Origin of the sequence: Actinoallomurus sp. CA-150999 (genome assembly GCF_050942425.1) — a bacterium.
Lineage (GTDB): Bacteria > Actinomycetota > Actinomycetes > Streptosporangiales > Streptosporangiaceae > Actinoallomurus.
Genome location: NZ_CP192063.1, coordinates 4,657,101 through 4,674,779, shown reverse-complemented (window position 1 = coordinate 4,674,779; position 17,679 = coordinate 4,657,101). Strand labels below are relative to the sequence as shown.

General features: G+C 71.0%; 18 protein-coding genes. 3 read left to right on the top strand and 15 right to left on the bottom strand.

Translation table 11 applies throughout. The features are described 5' to 3' along the window. Window positions 1-6 precede the first annotated feature (6 nt). From ACQP2O_RS21835 to ACQP2O_RS21825, 3 genes are all read right to left on the bottom strand, one after another. Complete coding sequence (locus ACQP2O_RS21835; protein ID WP_433188092.1) at window positions 7-1,398, bottom strand: MmgE/PrpD family protein; 1,392 nt, start codon at window positions 1,396-1,398, stop codon at window positions 7-9. A gap of 49 nt (window positions 1,399-1,447) precedes the next feature. After that, on the bottom strand, window positions 1,448-1,630 hold the full coding sequence (locus ACQP2O_RS21830; RefSeq protein WP_433188089.1) for a tautomerase family protein: 183 nt from the start codon (window positions 1,628-1,630) through the stop codon (window positions 1,448-1,450). Between the two features lie 68 nt (window positions 1,631-1,698). Beyond that, window positions 1,699-1,938 carry a tautomerase family protein gene (locus ACQP2O_RS21825; protein WP_433188086.1) on the bottom strand — a complete coding sequence of 80 codons (240 nt, stop codon included), beginning with the start codon at window positions 1,936-1,938 and terminating at the stop codon, window positions 1,699-1,701. A 407-nt stretch (window positions 1,939-2,345) separates the two neighbouring features. On the opposite strand from ACQP2O_RS21825, the gene ACQP2O_RS21820 reads away from it, so the two are divergent. Together ACQP2O_RS21820 and ACQP2O_RS21815 are read left to right on the top strand one after the other, a co-directional pair. Beyond that, window positions 2,346-2,807, top strand: a complete 462-nt coding sequence (locus ACQP2O_RS21820; RefSeq protein ID WP_433188083.1) for an alpha-N-acetylglucosaminidase C-terminal domain-containing protein — start codon at window positions 2,346-2,348, stop codon at window positions 2,805-2,807. Window positions 2,808-2,863: 56 nt separating this feature from the next. Continuing rightward, complete coding sequence (locus tag ACQP2O_RS21815) at window positions 2,864-3,091, top strand: hypothetical protein (protein WP_433188080.1); 228 nt, start codon at window positions 2,864-2,866, stop codon at window positions 3,089-3,091. A gap of 118 nt (window positions 3,092-3,209) precedes the next feature. Here ACQP2O_RS21815 and ACQP2O_RS21810 read toward each other — a convergent pair whose 3' ends face one another. Continuing rightward, window positions 3,210-3,941, bottom strand: a complete 732-nt coding sequence (locus tag ACQP2O_RS21810) for a hypothetical protein (RefSeq protein ID WP_433188077.1) — start codon at window positions 3,939-3,941, stop codon at window positions 3,210-3,212. Window positions 3,942-4,053: 112 nt separating this feature from the next. Here ACQP2O_RS21810 and ACQP2O_RS21805 point away from each other — a divergent pair, with 112 nt between their 5' ends. Next, window positions 4,054-5,715: an ABC-F family ATP-binding cassette domain-containing protein gene (locus tag ACQP2O_RS21805; protein WP_433188074.1), complete on the top strand. Its 1,662-nt coding sequence runs from the start codon at window positions 4,054-4,056 to the stop codon at window positions 5,713-5,715. 18 nt (window positions 5,716-5,733) lie between these two features. On the opposite strand, the gene ACQP2O_RS21800 is transcribed toward ACQP2O_RS21805, so the two are convergent. From ACQP2O_RS21800 to ACQP2O_RS21750, 11 genes are all read right to left on the bottom strand, one after another. Then, a complete protein-coding gene (locus ACQP2O_RS21800) occupies window positions 5,734-6,669 on the bottom strand; it encodes a Ppx/GppA family phosphatase (RefSeq protein WP_433188071.1) in 936 nt (311 codons plus the stop codon). A 10-nt stretch (window positions 6,670-6,679) separates the two neighbouring features. Beyond that, window positions 6,680-7,531 carry an HpcH/HpaI aldolase/citrate lyase family protein gene (locus ACQP2O_RS21795; protein WP_433188068.1) on the bottom strand — a complete coding sequence of 284 codons (852 nt, stop codon included), beginning with the start codon at window positions 7,529-7,531 and terminating at the stop codon, window positions 6,680-6,682. A 97-nt stretch (window positions 7,532-7,628) separates the two neighbouring features. After that, complete coding sequence (locus tag ACQP2O_RS21790; protein WP_433188065.1) at window positions 7,629-8,816, bottom strand: CaiB/BaiF CoA transferase family protein; 1,188 nt, start codon at window positions 8,814-8,816, stop codon at window positions 7,629-7,631. After that, entirely contained in the window at window positions 8,813-10,156 is a 1,344-nt protein-coding gene (locus tag ACQP2O_RS21785; RefSeq protein ID WP_433188062.1) for an ADP-ribosylglycohydrolase family protein, read from the bottom strand. The genes ACQP2O_RS21790 and ACQP2O_RS21785 overlap by 4 nt, the downstream gene beginning before the upstream one ends. Further along, complete coding sequence (locus tag ACQP2O_RS21780) at window positions 10,153-11,289, bottom strand: ADP-ribosylglycohydrolase family protein (protein WP_433188059.1); 1,137 nt, start codon at window positions 11,287-11,289, stop codon at window positions 10,153-10,155. Before ACQP2O_RS21780 ends, ACQP2O_RS21785 begins: the two co-directional genes overlap by 4 nt. Next, the gene (locus tag ACQP2O_RS21775; RefSeq protein WP_433188056.1) at window positions 11,286-12,311 is read right to left on the bottom strand and encodes an ADP-ribosylglycohydrolase family protein; all 1,026 of its coding nucleotides are present in this window, start codon (window positions 12,309-12,311) and stop codon (window positions 11,286-11,288) included. Before ACQP2O_RS21775 ends, ACQP2O_RS21780 begins: the two co-directional genes overlap by 4 nt. 15 nt (window positions 12,312-12,326) lie before the next feature. Then, window positions 12,327-13,433 (bottom strand): ADP-ribosylglycohydrolase family protein, encoded by a 1,107-nt coding sequence (locus tag ACQP2O_RS21770; protein WP_433188053.1) that lies wholly within the window; start codon window positions 13,431-13,433, stop codon window positions 12,327-12,329. Beyond that, a complete protein-coding gene (locus ACQP2O_RS21765) occupies window positions 13,430-14,722 on the bottom strand; it encodes an ABC transporter substrate-binding protein (protein ID WP_433188051.1) in 1,293 nt (430 codons plus the stop codon). Before ACQP2O_RS21765 ends, ACQP2O_RS21770 begins: the two co-directional genes overlap by 4 nt. Window positions 14,723-14,735: 13 nt before the next feature. Then, window positions 14,736-15,554, bottom strand: a complete 819-nt coding sequence (locus ACQP2O_RS21760; RefSeq protein WP_433188048.1) for a carbohydrate ABC transporter permease — start codon at window positions 15,552-15,554, stop codon at window positions 14,736-14,738. After that, window positions 15,551-16,492, bottom strand: a complete 942-nt coding sequence (locus tag ACQP2O_RS21755) for a carbohydrate ABC transporter permease (protein ID WP_433188046.1) — start codon at window positions 16,490-16,492, stop codon at window positions 15,551-15,553. The genes ACQP2O_RS21760 and ACQP2O_RS21755 overlap by 4 nt, the downstream gene beginning before the upstream one ends. Beyond that, complete coding sequence (locus ACQP2O_RS21750; RefSeq protein WP_433188043.1) at window positions 16,489-17,496, bottom strand: LacI family DNA-binding transcriptional regulator; 1,008 nt, start codon at window positions 17,494-17,496, stop codon at window positions 16,489-16,491. The genes ACQP2O_RS21755 and ACQP2O_RS21750 overlap by 4 nt, the downstream gene beginning before the upstream one ends. Window positions 17,497-17,679 lie beyond the last annotated feature (183 nt).

The following is a 17,679-nucleotide window of genomic DNA, read 5'->3' as shown; positions in this document are numbered from 1 at the left end:
CGCCGACTAGACGAAGCGGCGGGTACGAGCCCGCCGCGGTTTGGCGCTGACCAGGCCGAGCAGGTCAGTCAGCATACTTAAGGGCTGGGTGTCCAGTTCGCCTACCACTGCAACGATGTCGTTGCGCAAGGTGGCATCGGTATATGGTTCGCTAAGCCAATGAAATTTCTCCACCACCCGTTGCCAGGAAAGAGGACGGCTGCGAGCTCCCTCGAAGTCGACCTGTTCGCGTGAAAGTCGCTGCCCATTGTCGAGCCGGATATGCACCCGGACCGGCGTCATCTGCGGGTAGCCGGCGGTCAACCCATCATCTGGACCGACCTCTACCCGCCGCAGCAGCGCCTGAACGTCGTCACGGGTGATCCGATCTTCGCGCAGCTGCTCGGGGCCCACCCGACCGTCGATCAGAGCAACCGAAGCAAGGTATTTGAGGTTGTAGTCGGCTTGTTCTTTGGTGCGCACAACCTCCTTATCCCCGAAAGCACCACCGCCAGCAATGTCGTAGGCGGTCTGAAACACCTCAAGTTGGACACCGGCGATGATCCGGTAGTCCAAATTGTGCTCGCTCACCAGATGGAGAACCGCCTCGATTACTGGCTGGCCGTGAATGAGCGAACAGTATTTCTTCAAATGAGTCTGCTCAACGACAACGAGTGAACGGTCGGATAGATTGAGATCAATACTCTGATCGAATAGCCGATTCAGTCCGTTCGGTCCCTCGAAGAGTCCCCGTGGCCCGGTGATGCCCCGCTCGGCCAGTTCGGTGGTGTACACAGCACGCTGCGCGGTAATGCCCGGGGAGATGCCTTTCCAGTTGGATACCGGCTCCGAGTGCACCGCCGCGAGCGAGACGTTGTCCACTGCCGCGATCGCGATAGCGTGCGCAGTGCGCTCGGCATCCAGCCCTAGCAGCCGTGATACTGCTGCGGCGATGGAAATCGAAAGTTGCAGTGCGTGATTCAGGCCTCGGGCCATCACCGGCACTTGCGCGCTGAAGCGGCACTGAATCTCGTACGCCAGGGCCAGCGCCAGAAGGAACTCCTGCCCGCTGACACGTTGACGTTCTGCAACGGCGAGAACCGCACCGAAATTGTCGGCCGGATGACACAACCCGCCGGGGGTCAAGTAGGTGTCGAGCAGATCGACATAGCGCACTAGTACCGAGTTGACCAGCGCGGCCTGGTCAATGCCGGCCCGCCCACCGCCGATCAGAGTGGCGTCCCCTCGGGTCCCCATTGATTCGGCGTGGTCACGGACCGAGGTGGCCATTTCGCCGTCGAGCGCCGCCAGCGCGCAACCCAGCGAGTCAAGCACGTTGCGCTTGAGGGCACTACGGGCGCTATCGGACATGTCATCAATATTCGCCGAGACAACGAACCGGCCGAGCTCATCGACCATGTACGAATCAGACATCGGATCCCCTCGACTGAGTGCCTAGCAGCGATGGTCAGTCGGCGAATATCTTCCCGGAAACGGACATATTGCTCTGCGGGAGCTCATGGACCACGACGTTGATGATCGCCGGATCCGATCCCACGGCCTCGTGGGTTCGATCGATCACCTCTTGGATGAGCCGGGTTTTTGCGTCGTCCTCGAGCCTCATCGGGATACTGATCTGGATAAACGGCATCAGGAACGTCTCCTCGCTGACGCCTCGGCCGCCGATGGCGCCGAGCTGGTCTGTCTGGGATACCGGGGTTACCGCCGACGAGGCAGGTTCTCCAGAAGTGCTCCGTCGTTGAGATTGCCGGGCACGAAGTCAGGAAGGTGTTCGCCGGCTTCGACGAAGTTTATGCCGCGACCCTCACGAATTACCAGGAACAACTCACTGATCGGCTCGTTGGTCGCCCTCCGGACGGCCTCGATCAGCCCGGTGGCCAGCTTACGTTTCTGCTCATCACTGCGGCCTTCGCGCATATCGCATGAGATGATGGACACGATATGCCCCCTCTATGTCGTTGGATTGGATTCCGGAATTCATCACCGGATGGAGTGCGGACGTTGACCTGAGCAGTTTGCATCGAGTGACTCGACACCACGATTAAAGGTCATGGCACTCCCTGGCAGTGCACAGACTTCGGGGTTCATGGGGTCATAAGCAACCTGGCTTACACCTGGGGGCCTGCCGCTCCGGAGAATTTCTACGCGACCGTGGTCTTCACACTAGAACCTCCATGGGGCATGATGAAATGCTTGCTGCGGTAGATTCATAGTTGTAATACATAGATCTTTCGGCTCAGGATCACACCCTCGCGCAGCACCCACGGGCAGATGACGACCCCCGGCAGCTCGAACAGGTCCATCGCGGCGTCGGCGACGATCGCGCCCGCCGGGAGCTGCGCTGGATGACGCTGATGGACCAGGTGGTCGCGACGGACGGGCAGCACCTGCTGGGCCGCTGGCTCACCGCCGCCCGCGCGGCCGGATCGACCACCGCCGAAAAGGACCGGCTGGAGTACGACGCCCGCTCGATCATCACGACCTGGGGAGGCCGCGACAGCAGCGAGCAGGGCCTGCACGAGTACGCCAACCGTGAATGGGCCGGCCTGATCGGCGGACTGTACCGGCAGCGCTGGAAGACCTACTTCGGCGAACTCGACGCCGCCCTCACCGCCGGACGCGCCCCGAAGTCCATCGACTGGTTCGCGATCGACGACGCCTGGGCTCACGGGCACCAGCGGTACGCCACCCGGACGACGGGCGACATCGGCAGCATCGCGCGGACCGTGGCTGCGACGCTCGCCCGGCCCGCCGATTCGCCGGCGAGGCTGCGGTCATCAGGATGCCGACCTGGGAGTTCGTGCTGATGAGGTAGGCGAAAGCACGGCCATGATCGGCGAACATGGCGCATACTGGTAGGTAAATGAAAAGCTCCCACTCCGCCGCTCGGCGCCACTTGCCCACCAGTCCCTTCAAAGCCCCTGCCGCCCCGCCGCCTGTTGAGCAGTTCGCCTTGCAGGACAAGGTGAGCCACGACAAGTACGGCCTCGGTGTGGTCATCGATGTCGAGGAAGGCATCGCGGTGACCGTGGATTTCGGTTCGCAGACGGAACGAATCCCGACGCCCTACGCCAAGCTCGTCAAGTTGTGAGACGGCCGGCGCTACCAGCAGAGACGTAGCGCCGCGCCGACTCTTGCTGCCGCCGCGGGCATGCCCGCGGCGGTTGTCGATCCCACGCGTGCCGGGTGGTCTTCCGCTCGGGCCGCGATCATTGCGGCGGCGCATCCGTCCTGCGGCTGTAGGCCGTCATCGCGCTGTGGATGTGCCGCCAGGTGACGTGGTGGCTGCTGGAACCGATCGGCGTCCATGCCCGGGCGAGACGCCGAAAGAAGTCGTCATCGGCACAGCGGCCGCCCGCACCTTGCCCGATGTAGATCAGCAGGTCGCCCGTGTAGGCGTGGAGGGCCTTGTTCGCCCACGGGTCGCCGTGAGACGGCCAGCACAGCAGCAGCGCCCGGTCCGGATGGCGCCGGGCGGCGGTCGGGCCGTCTCGCCGGATGACGGAGTATTCGGTTCCGTCGGTGTAGGTGTTGGCGGAGGAGCTGACAGGCTCATAGGCGATGGCGTCGATGCCGGCTTGTATCGCCTGCCACACCCAATACCCCGAGCCCGCACCGATCTCGACCAGACCGCGCCCGCGGAGGATCCGGGCGAGCCAGGCGATATCGCCAGGTGAGGGGATCGCCCATGAGTAGCGCTTGGTCAGCAGGTGATGCCCGACGGGAAGCCCGCGGGCGAAACCGTCGGGACAGATCCCCTGCCCGGCTTCACGCACCGACGGCAGCTGCCGGACGATCTCCCAGTACGGGTTGTCGACACCGGCGGGGGTGACCTGATCGTAGGCGCTCCCGGCGATCCGGAAGGCCGCCGCCTGGTCCGTGAGACCGGATCGTCGCGCCCACCACTGGTGGATCTCAGCACGCTCTGCTGACACGGTCACCCTGACCTCCTTGGCGGACCCCTCGGACGATATACACCCGGCTGCGGGCGGAATAGTGGCGATGCCCGGTCAGTGCGCCCGGACGCCGGGCGGCGGATAGCGTTGGCGTTCTATGACAGCAACCCTTGTCGCGAAAGATCTCGCCGCCGGGCACGGCGACCGTGCCTTGTTCTCCGGGCTCGACCTGGTCGTCTCCACTGGAGAGGTCATCGGGCTGGTCGGGGTCAATGGCGCGGGGAAGTCCACCCTGCTGCGGACTCTCGGGGGGCTGCTCACCCCCGAGGGCGGTTCCGTGGCGCTCAGCCCGTCGTCGGCGGTCGTCGGCTACCTGCCGCAGGAGCCGGAGCGGCGCGACGGCGAGACCGTGATCGGCTTCCTTGCCCGGCGTACCGGGGTGGCGCGGGCTCAGCGGGAGCTGGACGCCGCGACCGAGGGCCTGGTCGGTGAGCGTGAGGGGGCCGAGGACGAATACGCCTCCGCCTTGGAGCGATGGCTGGCCCTGGGAGGCGCCGATCTCGAGGACCGGGCCGGGGAGGTGGCCGCCGAGCTGGGGCTGGCGGCCGACCTCGACCAGCGGATGACCTCGCTGTCCGGCGGGCAGGCGGCCCGCGCGGGGATGGCGTCGCTGCTGCTCAGCCGCTATGACATCTTCCTGCTCGACGAGCCCACGAACGACCTGGATCTGGACGGGCTGGAGCGGCTGGAGCGGTTCGTCACGAGCCTGCGGGCCGGCACGGTGCTGGTCAGCCATGACCGCGAGTTCCTGGACCGAACGGTCACCCGGGTGGTGGAGCTGGACCTGGCCCAGCAGCAGGTGAACGTCTACGGCGGCGGCTACGCCGCGTACCTGGCCGAGCGTGAGGTCGCCCGCAGGCATGCCCGCGCCGACTATGAGGAGTACGCGGGTAAGGTCGCCGCGCTGGAGCAGCGGGGCCGGACGCAACGGGACTGGGCCGCCAAGGGCGTCCGGAACGCCAGGAAGAAGGCCCGGGGCGCCAACGGCGGGGACAACGACAAGGTCGGCCGGAACTTCCGCGCCGACGCGAGTGAGAAGCAGGCCTCCAAGGTCCGCCAGACCGAGCGCGCGCTCGAACGCCTCGACGTGGTCGAGGAGCCCCGCAAGGAGTGGGAGCTGCGGATGGAGATCGCCGTCGCGCCACGCGCCGGTGCCGTAGTGGCGACCCTGAACTCCGCGGTGCTGCGGCTCGGCGACTTCACTCTGGGCCCCGTCGACCTGCAGATCGGCTGGGCCGAACGGGTCGCGATCACCGGAGCCAACGGGGCGGGCAAGTCGACGCTGCTGTCGGCGTTGCTGGGCCGGGCCGTTCTCACCGAAGGCCACGCCGCGCTCGGTCCGGGCGTGGTCATCGGTGAGGTCGACCAGGCGCGAGCGCTGTTCCTCGGGGAGGGTTCCCTTCTCAGTGCCTTCGGCGCGGAGGTTCCCGACTTGTCGCCGGCGGAGATCCGTACCCTGCTGGCGAAGTTCGGCCTGCGCGCCGCGCACGTGACCCGCCCCGCGGCGACGTTGTCCCCTGGTGAGCGCACCCGGGCGGCCCTGGCGTTGCTTCAGGCGCGGGGCGTGAACCTCCTCGTTCTGGACGAGCCGACCAACCATCTCGACCTGGCGGCGATCGAACAGCTGGAGTCCGCGCTCGACTCCTTTCCCGGGACCCTCCTGCTGGTGACCCACGATCGCCGGATGATCAACGCAGTGCACACCACCCGCCGTCTCCACGTCACCAACGGCCGTGTCGCCGAGATGGCCCCGAGCTGAGCCACAACGGCGGCCGGGTCAGTCCGGGTCGGGGAGGGTGCTCAGGTGGCGCAGGATCACGCCCTCGCGCAGCGCCCACGGGCAGATGACGGCCTCCGGCAGGTCGAACAGATCCATCGCGGCGTCCGCGACGATCGCGCCCGCCGGGAGCTGCGGCGCCCGCCCCTCCGACACCCCCGGCAGCTGCGTGCGCTCCTCCACGCTCATCTCGGCGAGCCGCCCTGCCCACTCGGTCAGGTCGCGGTGACTGAGCACCCGCTGGACCAGAGAGCCCTGGCCGGTCGGGGCTGCGCCGGCGATCCGCGCGAGTTGCTTGAACGTCTTGGAGGTCGCCACCGCGTGGTCCGGCGTGCCACGCCGGGTCACCCCGGACACCTGCCGGGCGATCGTGGCACGGACGTACTTGCGCAGGGCACGGACCTCGTCGGCCGGCGGCGGGTCGGCGGTGAACCAGTCCCGGGTCAGCCGCCCCGCGCCCAGCGGCACCGAGGTGGAGAAGTCCGGGTCCTCATCGGCGCCCGCGGCGATCTCCAGGGAGCCGCCTCCGATGTCCAGGACGAGCAGGCGCCCGGACGACCAGCCGAACCACCGCCGGGCCGCCAGGAAGGTCAGCCGCGACTCCTCATCCCCGGACAGCACCTGAAGGTCGACACCGCTGTCGGCGCGTACCTTGGCGAGGACGTCCTCGCCGTTGGCCGCCTCGCGCACGGCCGAGGTGGCGAACCCGATGAGCCGCTCGACGCCCTTGTCCTCGGCGATCCGCATGGCCTCGTCGACGAAACGCCCCAGCAGCGCCGCCCCCTGCTCGGACAGCCGGTCGCCGTCCTCCAGATGCGCGGCGAGCCGCATCTCCTCCTTGTGGGAGAAGGCCGGCAGCGGCGCGGCTCCGTGGTGCGCGTCGACCACCAGTAGATGGACCGTGTTCGATCCGACGTCCAGGACACCCAGTCTCATGGCCCGCACGCTATCCAACCGTCGAGGCGGTGTGTCGCCCGCCGTTCACAAAGCGGTCATCTTCGGCCAACACGGCTCTCGCCTGGCGAACGACGGCGACATCGACGAATCCGCCGTCGGGCAGGGCGACGGCCCCGGTCCCCGCCGCTTCGCCCTCCTCGTAGGCGGCGACGATCCGCCGGGCGGCGGCCACCTCCTCCGAGGTCGGGCGGTACACCTCGGCGATCACCGGTAGCTGGGCGGGGTGGATCGCGGCCCGGCCGCGGAAGCCCAGGGCACGGCCGAGCCGGCAGGAGGCCGCGAGCCCGTCGAGGTCCCGCACGTCGGGATGGACGGACTGGACCGGGGCCGGCAGGCCGGCCGCCCGTGCGGCGACGACGATCCGCGACCGTGCCCAGGCCAGGCCGCCCTCGTCGGTCACGCCGAGGTCCGCCTTCAGGTCCGCCTCGCCGAGCCCGACGCTCGCCACCGCGGGATCGGCGGTCGCCAGCTCATGGGCCCGCTCGACGCCCAGCGCTGACTCCAGCAGCAGGTGGAGGGCGGTGCCGGGGACGAGGGCCGCGATCTCCCGTACCTGCTCCACGGATTCGACCTTCGGCAGGCGGACGCCTTTCGTCGCCGGGAGCAGGTCACGCAGGACCGCCAGGTCGGCGCGGCCCCACGGGGTCCGGACGTCGTTGACGCGGACCTGGACCGGGCGCGGCGGGTCCGCCAGCAGCCCGGCGACGTGCTCCCGGGCCTGGTCCTTGTGCGCGGGCGCGACGGCGTCCTCCAGGTCGAGGATCACCACGTCGGCGTCGGTGGCGAGCGCCTTGGCCACCCGGTCGGGCCGGTCCGCCGGGACGTACAGCAGGGTCGGCACCTCAGCTCACCCCCGGTCCCGCAGCGCGGTCTGCCCCTCGATGACACGGCAGGGTCGGCATCTCGGCTCACTCCCGAGCCCACGGCGCAGCGGCACCTCAGATCACCCCGCGGGCGCGCAGCGTGTCGATCTCGCCGGTGGTCAGGCCGGTCTCGGCGAGGACGCGGTCGGTGTCGGCGCCGTGCGCGCGCCCGGTCCACCGCAGCGCCCCCGGCGTGGCCGACAGGCGGAACAGGACGTTCTGCATGCGCAGCGGCCCGAGGTCCGGGTCGTCCACGGTCGTGATCGCCTCCAGCGCGGCGAGCTGCGGGTCGGCCATGATGTCGCGCACGTCGTAGATGGGCGCGACCGCCGCCTCGGCCTTCTCGAACTCGGCGAGGACCTCCTCCCGGGTCCGCTCGCCCACCCACGCGGCGACCGCCGCGTCCAGTTCGTCGGCGTGCTGCGCCCGGCCGGCGCCGGTGGCGAACCACGGCTCGTCGACGAGCTCGGGGCGGCCGACGAGCCGCATGACGCGCTCGGCGATGCTCTGCGCGGAGGTGGAGACGGCGACCCAGGACCCGTCCGCGCACCGGTAGGTGTTGCGCGGCGCGTTGTTGACCGAGCGGTTCCCGGTGCGCGGCGGGACGAGGCCGAGCTGGTCGTACCCGGTCGGCTGGCCGCCGAGCACCGTCAGGATCGGCTCGAGGATGGACAGATCGACGACCTGGCCGTTGCCGGTGAGATCGCGGGCCCGCAGCGCCGTCATCACCGCGTACGCCGTGGCGATCGCCGCGATGCCGTCGGCCAGCCCGAACGGCGGCAGCGTCGGCGGCCCGTCCGGCTCGCCCGTCATCGCGGCGAACCCGCTCATCGCCTCGGCGAGCGTGCCGAACCCCGGGCGCCGGGCGTACGGGCCGAACTGGCCGAATCCGGTCACCCGGGCAAGCACGAGACCCGGGTTGGCCTCCTGGAGCCGCTCGTACGGCAGGTTCCAGCGTTCGAGGGTGCCGGGCCGGAAGTTCTCGATCACGACGTCGGCGTCGCGGACCAGGCGGAGCAGGACCTCCTGGCCCTCGGGCGCGGACAGGTCGAGGGTGATCGTGTGCTTGTTGCGGCCGAGCATCTTCCACCACAGGCCGATGCCGTCCTTGGCCGCGCCGTGCCCCCGCGCGGGGTCGGGCCTGCTGGGGTGCTCGACCTTGACGACCTCGGCGCCGAAGTCGCCGAGGAACATCGCGGCCATCGGCCCGGCGAACAGCGTCGCCAGGTCCAGGACGCGGACTCCGTCCAGCGGGCGGGTCATGATCGCGGCTCCGCGAGCGCGGCCGTACGGGCGGCGAGGTCGCTGAGGCGCACGCCGTCGAAGCCGGTCAGGCTGCTGGCCACGCGGTCGCGCAGCGGCCGCGTCCACTGATCGGGCAGGCGTCCGGCGCCGAGCAGGGCCCCGGCGACCGACCCGACGGTCGCGCCGTCGGAGTCGGTGTCCCAGCCGCCCGCCACCGCCGCCGCGATCGACCGGGTGAAGTCCCCGCCGCCGTGCACGAGGGCGGCGGCGACCAGGGCGGCGTTGTTGATCGAGTGCACCCAGTGCAGGTCACCGTGGCGTTCGTGCAGCCCGTCGGCGACCCGCTCGAAGTCGTCCTCCTTACGGGCGGACGCGACGGCCTCCCGTACGGCCCGGGCCAGGCGGGAGCGGGGCGGGACCACCGCCAGGCCCGCCTCGATCACCTCGTCGACGGTGCCGGCGACGAGGGCGGTCGCGCACATCGCGGCGGCGAACATCGCGCCGTACACGCCATTGGCAGTGTGGCTGAGCCGCGCGTCCCGGTGCGCCATCGACGCGGCGGCCGCCGGGTCGCCGGGGTTCACCCAGCCGTACACGTCGGCGCGGATCTGCGCGCCGATCCACTCCCGGAAGGGGTTCCGGTACGACGCGGTCCGAGGCGGTGCGACACCGAGCAGCAGGTTGCGGTAGGCGACCCGCTCGGCGGTGAACACCCGCCCGCCCGGCAGCTCGTCCAGCCAGGCCTGCGCGACGTCGTCGGTCGTGAACCCGCGCCCGTACCGCTCGAGGACGGCCAGGGCGAGCATCGGGAAGTTGAGGTCGTCGTCCTCCGGGGTCCCGTCGAGGTTCTCGGCGAGGCTGTTGGCCGCGCTGCGGCGGTTCCACGGCCAGCGCTCGGCGACCTCCGCGGCCAGGCCCTGGGCGGTGAACCAGCCACGGATCGGCCAGTTCCCGGTCGCCTCGGCGATCTCCCGGATGCCCTCGCGCGGGATCTTCTCCACGGGCTTGCCGAGCACGCACCCGGCGGCGCGGCCGAGCCACGCCCCGTGCATCCGGTCGTACGCGGCCGGCCGCGGGTCGCCCGCGGGCCAGTCCGGGCACGCGGCGACGATCTCCGCCAGTTCGGTCGGCTCGTCGTACGGCGACGGCACCGCCGCGAGCTCGTCGAGCAGCTGCTCGGCCAGGGCGCGCAGCTGCGGTGACGCCGGTTCCGGCGAGGCGCCGGCGCGCGGCGGCGCGTCGTGACCGCCGGCCGCGTGCCAGCGCGCCGCGATCTCGGCGACGTCCCGGCCGTCCTGTGCGGCCTGGCGGAGCTCGTGCCCGATCAGGTCCTCGGGCTGGACCCAGGTCAGCCTCATGACAGCAGCTCCGCGAACGCCTGCTCGTGCGCGCGCCGCCGGGCCACGTCGGCCTTGTGCACGCGCTCCGCCACGGCCGCGATCGCCAGGCCGGGCGCCTCCAGATCGAGGCGGCTGGCGACGGCGACGTCGTTCCGCCAGTCGGCCGGGACGGCGACCGCGCCGCCCAGCGCCCCGGCGATCGCGCCGCCCATGCTGGCGATCGAGTCGGCGTCGCGGCCGTAGTTGACCGCCCCGAGCACGGTGTCGCGGTATCCGCCTCCCGCGATGAGCAGGAAGGCGAGGGCGAGCGGCAGCTCCTCGATGCTGTGCGTGCGGCTGGGCCGCCGTGCGCCCAGGCCCTGGTCGCGGTAGGTGTCGGCGACCGTGTCGAACGGCCGGACCGCGTCGCGCAGGCCCTCGAACGAGCCCTCCCACTGCGCGTAGCCGCGCGCCCGCTCGCACGCGGCCTCGATCGCCGCCCTGGTGCCGTCCTTGGCCAGCCGCACCGCCGTCGCGACGACGGAGTCCGGCGTCGCCCCGGGCCGCATCGCCTCCGCCACGGCCGCCGCGAGCACCCCCGCCGCCTCCCGGCCGTAGCTCGACTGGTGCGCCCCGGCCAGGTCGATCGCCTCGGCGTACGCGCCGTCAGGATCGGCCGCGTTCACGATGCCGACCGGGGCCATGTACATCGCCGCCCCGCAGTTGACGATGTTGCCGACGCCCGCCTCGCGCGGGTCGACGTGGCCGTAGTGCAGCCGCAGCGCCAGCCACTTCTCGGCGAGGAACACCCGCTGCAGCGGCAGCGCCTCCGCCTCGAGCTCGGGGATCCAGCGCTTCTCCCCCATCATCTCCGGCACTAGGTACTCCGCGGCCGAGTACGCGTCCAGATGGCCGCCCGCCCGCTCGTACACCCGGACCAGGGCGTGCGTCATGAGGGTGTCGTCGGTGACGTGCCCGTCGCCCTTGTGGTACGGCGCGATCGGGCGCGCGTTGCGCCAGTCGGCGAAGTACGGCGGCACGATCCCGGTCACCCAGCCGTCGTAGCGCTCCCGGATCTGCTCGGGGGTCCATCCCTCCGTCGCCCCGCCGAGCGCGTCCCCGACCGCGGCGCCCACGAGCGCGCCGACGGCCCTGTCCTGCAACGGAGTCATTGCGATCCCTCCTGGTGAGCGGCCCCGAACGGGCCGCTGAGTCCGTCGGCGATGGTGACGAGATCGGCGCCCCGCAGCTCCGGCAGGCAGCAGCCCGCCAGATGCCGGGCGCGCTCCCGCCAGGTCTCCGGCAGGTCGGCCCAGCCGGTGGCCGCTCCCGTCAGCGCGCCGGTCAGCGCGGGCGCCGAGTCGGCGAGCGCGGCGAGGCAGGCGGCGGCCGGCACGGCCTCGGCCAGGTCGCCGCCCGCCGCGCGGGCCAGGGCGAGCGCCACCGGCACGGTCTGCGCGGCCGCGACGCCGTAGCTGTACACGTGGTCCTGAAGGGCCGCGTCCAGGCTCGGGACGAGCGCGAACGCGTCACCGGGCAGATCGAGCGCGAGGGCCGCCGCCCGGTGGATCGCGGTGCCCTCGGGCAGCTCCGCGAGCGCGGCCTCGACGGCGTCGCCCACCGGCGCTCCCGCCACCGCGACGGCGATCGCCGCGGCCATCGCCCCGGCCCCGTGCACCCCGTCCTCGGCGTTGGTGATCTCCGCGTCGGCGCGGGCGGCCCGGGCCGCCGCATCCGGATCTCCCGGGTGCGCGGCCCCGAACGCGACCGCCCGCACGGCGGCGGCGTCGTCGAAGAAGTGTGGGTTGTCGTGGCCGCTGGCGGGCGGGCCGACGCCGCGCGCCAGGTTGTCCAGCGCGGTGCGCACCGAGATCCTGGCCCGTACGTCCTCGCCCAGCGCCGCGAACGCCGCGCGGCGGTCGGTGCCCAGCGTGCGCGCGGTCCAGGCGAGCCACTCGGCGTCGTCGGACGGGCCTACGGCGAGGGCGGCGACCGGCTGGTTCAGCGCGAATGGCACCGGCAGGGTCGTGACCCGATGGTCCTCGGCGAAGCCATCGAGCTCGCGGCCGAGCCGGCGGGTCCACGGCGCCAGCAGCGCCCATCGGTGGCGTGCGGCGGGCCAGCCGGCGGCGTCGCCGATGGCCAGGCCGGCGAAGGCCCCGCGAATCCGATCGCGTCGGTCCCCCGATGACATCTGTGTCCTCCTCCCCTAGCCGTTCCGCGTGTCGGCGTCCGCCGACGCGTCGGCGGCCTGCCGGGTCTCCGGCGATGCGCCAGCCTCGCGAGCGTCCGGTGATGCGGCGGCCCCGCGGGCGTCCGGTGATGCGGTGGTCTCGCGGGCGTCCGCCAGGGCGTCGGCGACCTCGCGGACGTCCCGGCCCGCCACGAACGGCAGGCAGGCGCCCCGGACCGGGCCGATCGCCCGCGCCCAGCGCTCCGGTACGCCGCCCTCGCCCCGCCCCGCGCCCGCCAGCGCCCCGGCGATGGCGGCGGTGGTGTCGGCGTCACGGCCCAGGCTCACCGCCGTCACCGCGGACTCCTCCACATCACCGCCGCCCGCCAGGTACGCGGCGAACGCCAGGGCGACCGCCTCGGGTGCCAGGTCGGTCCAGGGGTAGTGGCGCACGACCACGGCTTCGTGCAGGTCCGCCGCGAGCCGGTGCCGGTCGGGGTCCGCCGCGATCCGCACGGCCGCACGGACACTGCGGGCGGTCCAGGAGTCGTCCGGGACGACGGCCAGACCGGCGGCCACGACCTCGCCGGGCGCGGCGCCGGTCATCGCGACGGCGACCGCCGCCGCGACGGCCCGGCCGCCGTGGACTCCCTCGCCGCTGTGGCTTACAGCGCCGTCGACGGCCACGAGGCGGGCCGCCTCGGCAGGGTCACCCGCGGCGAAGATCCCGTACGGCGCGGCGCGCATCGCCAGTCCGTCGGACCAGCCGTGCTGGTGCCAGCGGCCGGTCAGCGGCGGAAGCAGACCCTGCCGCAGGGCCTGGGCCGTACCCAGCTCGGAGAAGCCCGCGCCCTTCATCGGCCCGTCGATCGGCAGGACGTGCTCCCGGTAGGCGGCGACGACATCCTCGCACGTGAGCGCCGAGCCGTGCGCCTGCAGCAGCGTCGCCGCGAAGATGGCGTACTCGGTGTCGTCGGTGCCCGCCGGGCCGCCGTCCGGCCCCGGTTCGAGCTCGGTGAGGCGGCCCCAGCGCCGCGTGATCTCCTCGGGCGTGAGGTTCTCGGCGGGCCGCCCGAGGGCGTCGCCGGCCGCCAGGCCGAGCAGACACCCCCGGGCACGGTCCCGGAACTCCCCCTCGCTCACTTGTTGTAGCGCTCCAGGACCTTGTTGCCGTCGTCGGTCAGCTTCTTCGCCAGGTCGTCGAGGCTGATCTTGTTGGCGAAGTAGGACTGCAGTGCCGGCGTGGCGACCTTGCTCTTGAACTCGTCGAACCCGTTGACCTTCAGGTACGGGGCCAGGATGAGGCTCTTGGCCGAGGCCGTGGCGACGTTCCAGCCGTACTTGTCACCGGTCAGCGTCGGGTCCTGCGCGGCCGTCTTGCTCGTCGGGATCAGCCAGTCGCCCTTGGCGAGGTCCGCCTGGTGCCGCCCGTTCAGGAACCAGGAGATGAACTGCATCGCCTCCTTGGGGTGCTTGCTGTCGGCGGCGACGGAGAGCGTCTGCGAGATCGCGCCCTGCTGGGCCGTCTGGCCCTTCAGCGGCGGGATCGTCACCCACTGGAAGCCGCTGGGCGCCTCCTCGACGACGTTCTGGCGCAGATAGATCCCGGCGGGCACCATCGCGTACTTGCCCGCGTAGAAGCCGGGCAGCGGATCGGTGGTGCCCATGCCGAGCGTCGACGGGTCGGCCGTCTTGTCCTTGTACAGCTGGTCGTGGATTCGCTGCAGGACCTCCTTCTCCTGCGGGCCGACCTTGACGGTGGTCTTGCCACCGGAGGTCTGGAAGAAGGTGCCGCCGAAGTTCAGCGAGAGGTTGAGCACCTTGTTCACCGGGGCCTTGAGCGGCCAGGCGATGCCGTACCGCTTGCCGACGGTCAGCTTCTTGGTGATCTGCTCGAACTCGTCCCACGTCCACGGATTGTCGGCGGTGGGGATGCGCACCTTCGCCTGGTCGAGCATCGTCTTGTTGGCGAGGATGACCTGCGACTCCTGCAGGAACGGCACGCCGTAGATCCCCTGCCCGCCCCGGCCGTCGAAGGTCGCGGTGCCCCAGGCGGCATCCGGGATGTCGCTCTTCAGCGCCGGGGGGATGAGCTTGGTCAGGTCCGTGAGGTATCCCTTGGCCGCGAAGCTCGCCAGCGCGGAGGAGTCATTGTGGATGACGTCCGGCGGGTCGCCGCCCTCGAACGAGGTGACCAACTGGTCGTTGACGGTGTCCCAGCTGCCCGGGTCGTACTCCACCTGGATCTTCGGGTTGTACGAGTTCCACTCGCTGACGAGCTTCTTGTTGGCGGCGATGGACTCCTTCTGCCAGGCCAGGCTGAGGAACTTCAGTTCGATGGTCTTGGCGTTGCCGCCCCCCGAACAACCGGCGGCCAGGCCGATGACGGTGGCAGCGGCGATCGCGAGCGCGGAGCGAGGACCGCGACGCATGGATACCTCCTAGTTAACCCTTGACGGCGCCGGCAGTGAGGCCCGAGCGAAGCCGACGTTGGATGATGGCGAAGAAGACGAGGCTGGGAAGGGTGGCGAGCAGGGACGCGGCGGCGAGGGGGCCCAGCCGGGCGGCCTGCTCCGCGCCGGTGAACCTCATCAGCGTCAGCGGCAGGGTCGCCTTGTCCGGGTCCTTGAGGATCACCAGGGCGAAGAAGAACTCGTTCCATGAGGAGATGAAGGCGAACAGCAGGGTGGCGACGACCCCCGGCGCCAGCAGCGGCGCGATCACGTTGGCGAGGATCTTCACTCGCCCGGCGCCGTCGACCGCGGCGGCCTCCTCCAGCTCGCGTGGCACGTTCCGGACGTAGCCCAGCAGCATCCACAGCGCGAACGGCAGGACGAACGTGGTGTGCACGAGGACCAGGCCGGGCAGGGTGTTCACCAGCTCCAGCCGCCGCATGATGATGAACAGCGGGATGATGGTCAGCACGACCGGGAAGACCTGGCTGACCAGCACCCATCCGATCGCGATCCGGTTCAGCGCGGAGCGGCGCCGGGCCAGCGCGTACGCCGCCGGCAGCGCGATCACCACGGTGAGCACCGCGACGGAGACGGCGACGACCAGGCTGCGGATGGCCGCACCGGTCAGGTCCTGCGCGGCGAACGCGTCGCTGAAGTTCCGCAGCGTCGGGTGGTGCGGGATCCAGCGCGGATGCAGGTTCGCCATCTCGCGCGGCGTCTTGAACGCCGTCGACACCAGCCACAGCAGCGGGAACGCCAGGAAGACGAGGTAGCCGAGCAGCGCGGCGTACTTCAGCGTGGCTCTCACCGGGCGCTCTCCCTCATCTGCCGCCAGAGATAGAAGCCGAGGACCACCAGCACCACGAGGGTGATCGCGACGCCGAGCGCGGCCGCGTACCCGAAGAAGCCGTAGCGGAACGCCTCCTCGTAGGCGAACAGCATCGGCAGGCGCGTACGGCCGCCGGGACCGCCCTGTGTCAGCGCGTAGACCATCGCGAACTGGTTGATGTTCCAGACGAAGTCCAGCGAGGTGATGGCGACGATCACCGGCCGCAGCTGCGGCAGCGTCACACTCCGGAAGCGCCGCCACACGCTCGCGCCGTCGACGGCGGCGGCCTCGGTCAGCTCTTTCGGCACGCCCTGCAGCCCGGCGAGCAGGACCACGGTGGTCTGCGGCATGCCGGTCCAGACGCCCACGACGATGATCGCCGGGAGGGCCGTGCCGAACTCGTTCAGCCAGTCGACGTTGTGGTCCAGCAGGTGCAGGTCCTGCAGCGTCGCGTTGAGGATGCCGGCGTTGGGGTGGTACACGAGCCGCCACATCAGCCCGATCACGATCGGCGGCATCGCCCACGGGGCCATCGCCAGCACGCGGGCGAGCCCGCGGAGCCGGAGGTTCTGGTTGAGCAGCAGCGCCAGGCCGAGGGCGGCGAGGAACTGCAGGACGGTGACGCCGACGGCCCAGGTCAAGCCGATCTTGAACGAGGACCAGAAGTCCGTATCAGTGAGGGCATCGCCGAAGTTCTTGAGGCCGATGAAGGAGATGACGGCGTTCCGGCCGCCCTGCGCGTCGGTGAACGACAGGTAGATGCCGTAGAGCAGCGGCCCCACGCTGAGCACCAGAACCGGGACGAGTGCGGGGAGCAGCAGGAGCAGTGTGCCCCCATCGCGTCTACCTCGTGCGTTCGCCCGAGGCGCCGGGCGCCCGGCCCGGGGCGGCCGGACCGCGGTCTGCGTGGCGGTCATGCGGCTCCCTCCGTCGAGGCGCGCACGGCGAGCGTGGGCTCGACCGTGACGATGCGGGGCTCGGCGACGCCGTTGTCCAGCCGGTCGAGCAGCAGCTCGGCGGCCCGCAGGCCGCGCTCGGCCGACCCGAGCCCGACGCTCGTGAGCGTCGGCCACGCGGCGGTCGCGAGCTCGGTGTCGTCCATGCCGACGAGCGCGACGTCCTCCGGTACGCGCAGGCGCTCCGCGCGCAGCACGTCGAGTGCGCCGAGCGCGATCAGGTCGTTGGCGCACAGGATGGCGTCCGGCCGGGACCGTTCCAGGAGGCGATGCGCCGCCGCGGCGCCCTCGGCGCGGTAGAAGTCGCCGACCTCCACCAGGTCCGGGTCGTACGGCAGGCCGAGGCCGTCGAGCGCGTCGGCGTACGCGGCGGCCCGCGCCGCGCCCGGCACCGTGTCGAGCGGGCCGTTGAGGAAGCCGATGCTCCGCCGCCCGAGGCCGTACAGATGTTCCAGGGCCAGCCGCACGCCGGCCCGCGAGTCGGTCCGTACGTTGTCGACCGGCGCCCCTTCGGGGATCGAGCCGATCACGACGACCGGCGCCCGTGCGGCGATCAGCAGGTCGAGATGCTTCTCCGTGATGCCGCGCAGCGGGCTGATGATGAGCCCGTCGGCGTAGCGCTCGCCCAGCCGCCGGAGCACGTCCACCTCGTCGTCGACGTCGCCTCCGGTCGAGTGCAGGACCAGCCGGTACCCGGCGGTCTTCAGCACGGGCTGGATCTCCCGCACCATCGCGACGTACGTCGGGTTGCCGATGTCGGCCATCGCGAACGCCACCTGATGCGTGCGGTTGGACTTCAGCGAGCGGGCCACGGCGTTCGGCACGTAGCCCAGCTCGTCGGCCGCGGCCAGCACCTTCCGCACGGTGTCCTCGCGGGTCGGCAGCCCGTTCAGCACGCGTGACACCGACGCGATCGAGACGCCCGCACGCGTGGCGATCGTCGTGATCGTCGGCACCTGGGCCACGGCGTCCTCCCCGCCTCGTGCGTGAGACGACGAAGCGCTCACGAAGGTCGATCTAGTCACCGTAAACGTTTACAGACGGCCCACACCGGAGCCGTAAACGTTTACGGAAGTGAGGAGTATGAAACCGGCCGGAAACCGTCGCCGTCAAGACCCGAGACGGAGATTCATGACACAGCGTCGCCG

Bases quoted from the DNA above. Each gene is read 5' to 3' on its own strand.
- ACQP2O_RS21765 (WP_433188051.1), bottom strand. From the start codon at position 14,722: ATGCGTCGCGGTCCTCGCTCCGCGCTCGCGATCGCCGCTGCCACCGTC.
- ACQP2O_RS21800 (WP_433188071.1), bottom strand. From the start codon at position 6,669: ATGAGACTGGGTGTCCTGGACGTCGGATCGAACACGGTCCATCTACTG.
- ACQP2O_RS21790 (WP_433188065.1), bottom strand. From the start codon at position 8,816: ATGACCCGCCCGCTGGACGGAGTCCGCGTCCTGGACCTGGCGACGCTG.
- ACQP2O_RS21755 (WP_433188046.1), bottom strand. From the start codon at position 16,492: ATGACCGCCACGCAGACCGCGGTCCGGCCGCCCCGGGCCGGGCGCCCG.
- ACQP2O_RS21780 (WP_433188059.1), bottom strand. From the start codon at position 11,289: ATGACTCCGTTGCAGGACAGGGCCGTCGGCGCGCTCGTGGGCGCCGCG.
- ACQP2O_RS21815 (WP_433188080.1), top strand. From the start codon at position 2,864: ATGAAAAGCTCCCACTCCGCCGCTCGGCGCCACTTGCCCACCAGTCCC.
- ACQP2O_RS21835 (WP_433188092.1), bottom strand. From the start codon at position 1,398: ATGGTCGATGAGCTCGGCCGGTTCGTTGTCTCGGCGAATATTGATGAC.
- ACQP2O_RS21830 (WP_433188089.1), bottom strand. From the start codon at position 1,630: ATGCCGTTTATCCAGATCAGTATCCCGATGAGGCTCGAGGACGACGCA.
- ACQP2O_RS21775 (WP_433188056.1), bottom strand. From the start codon at position 12,311: ATGTCATCGGGGGACCGACGCGATCGGATTCGCGGGGCCTTCGCCGGC.
- ACQP2O_RS21805 (WP_433188074.1), top strand. From the start codon at position 4,054: ATGACAGCAACCCTTGTCGCGAAAGATCTCGCCGCCGGGCACGGCGAC.
- ACQP2O_RS21785 (WP_433188062.1), bottom strand. From the start codon at position 10,156: ATGAGGCTGACCTGGGTCCAGCCCGAGGACCTGATCGGGCACGAGCTC.
- ACQP2O_RS21820 (WP_433188083.1), top strand. From the start codon at position 2,346: ATGACGCTGATGGACCAGGTGGTCGCGACGGACGGGCAGCACCTGCTG.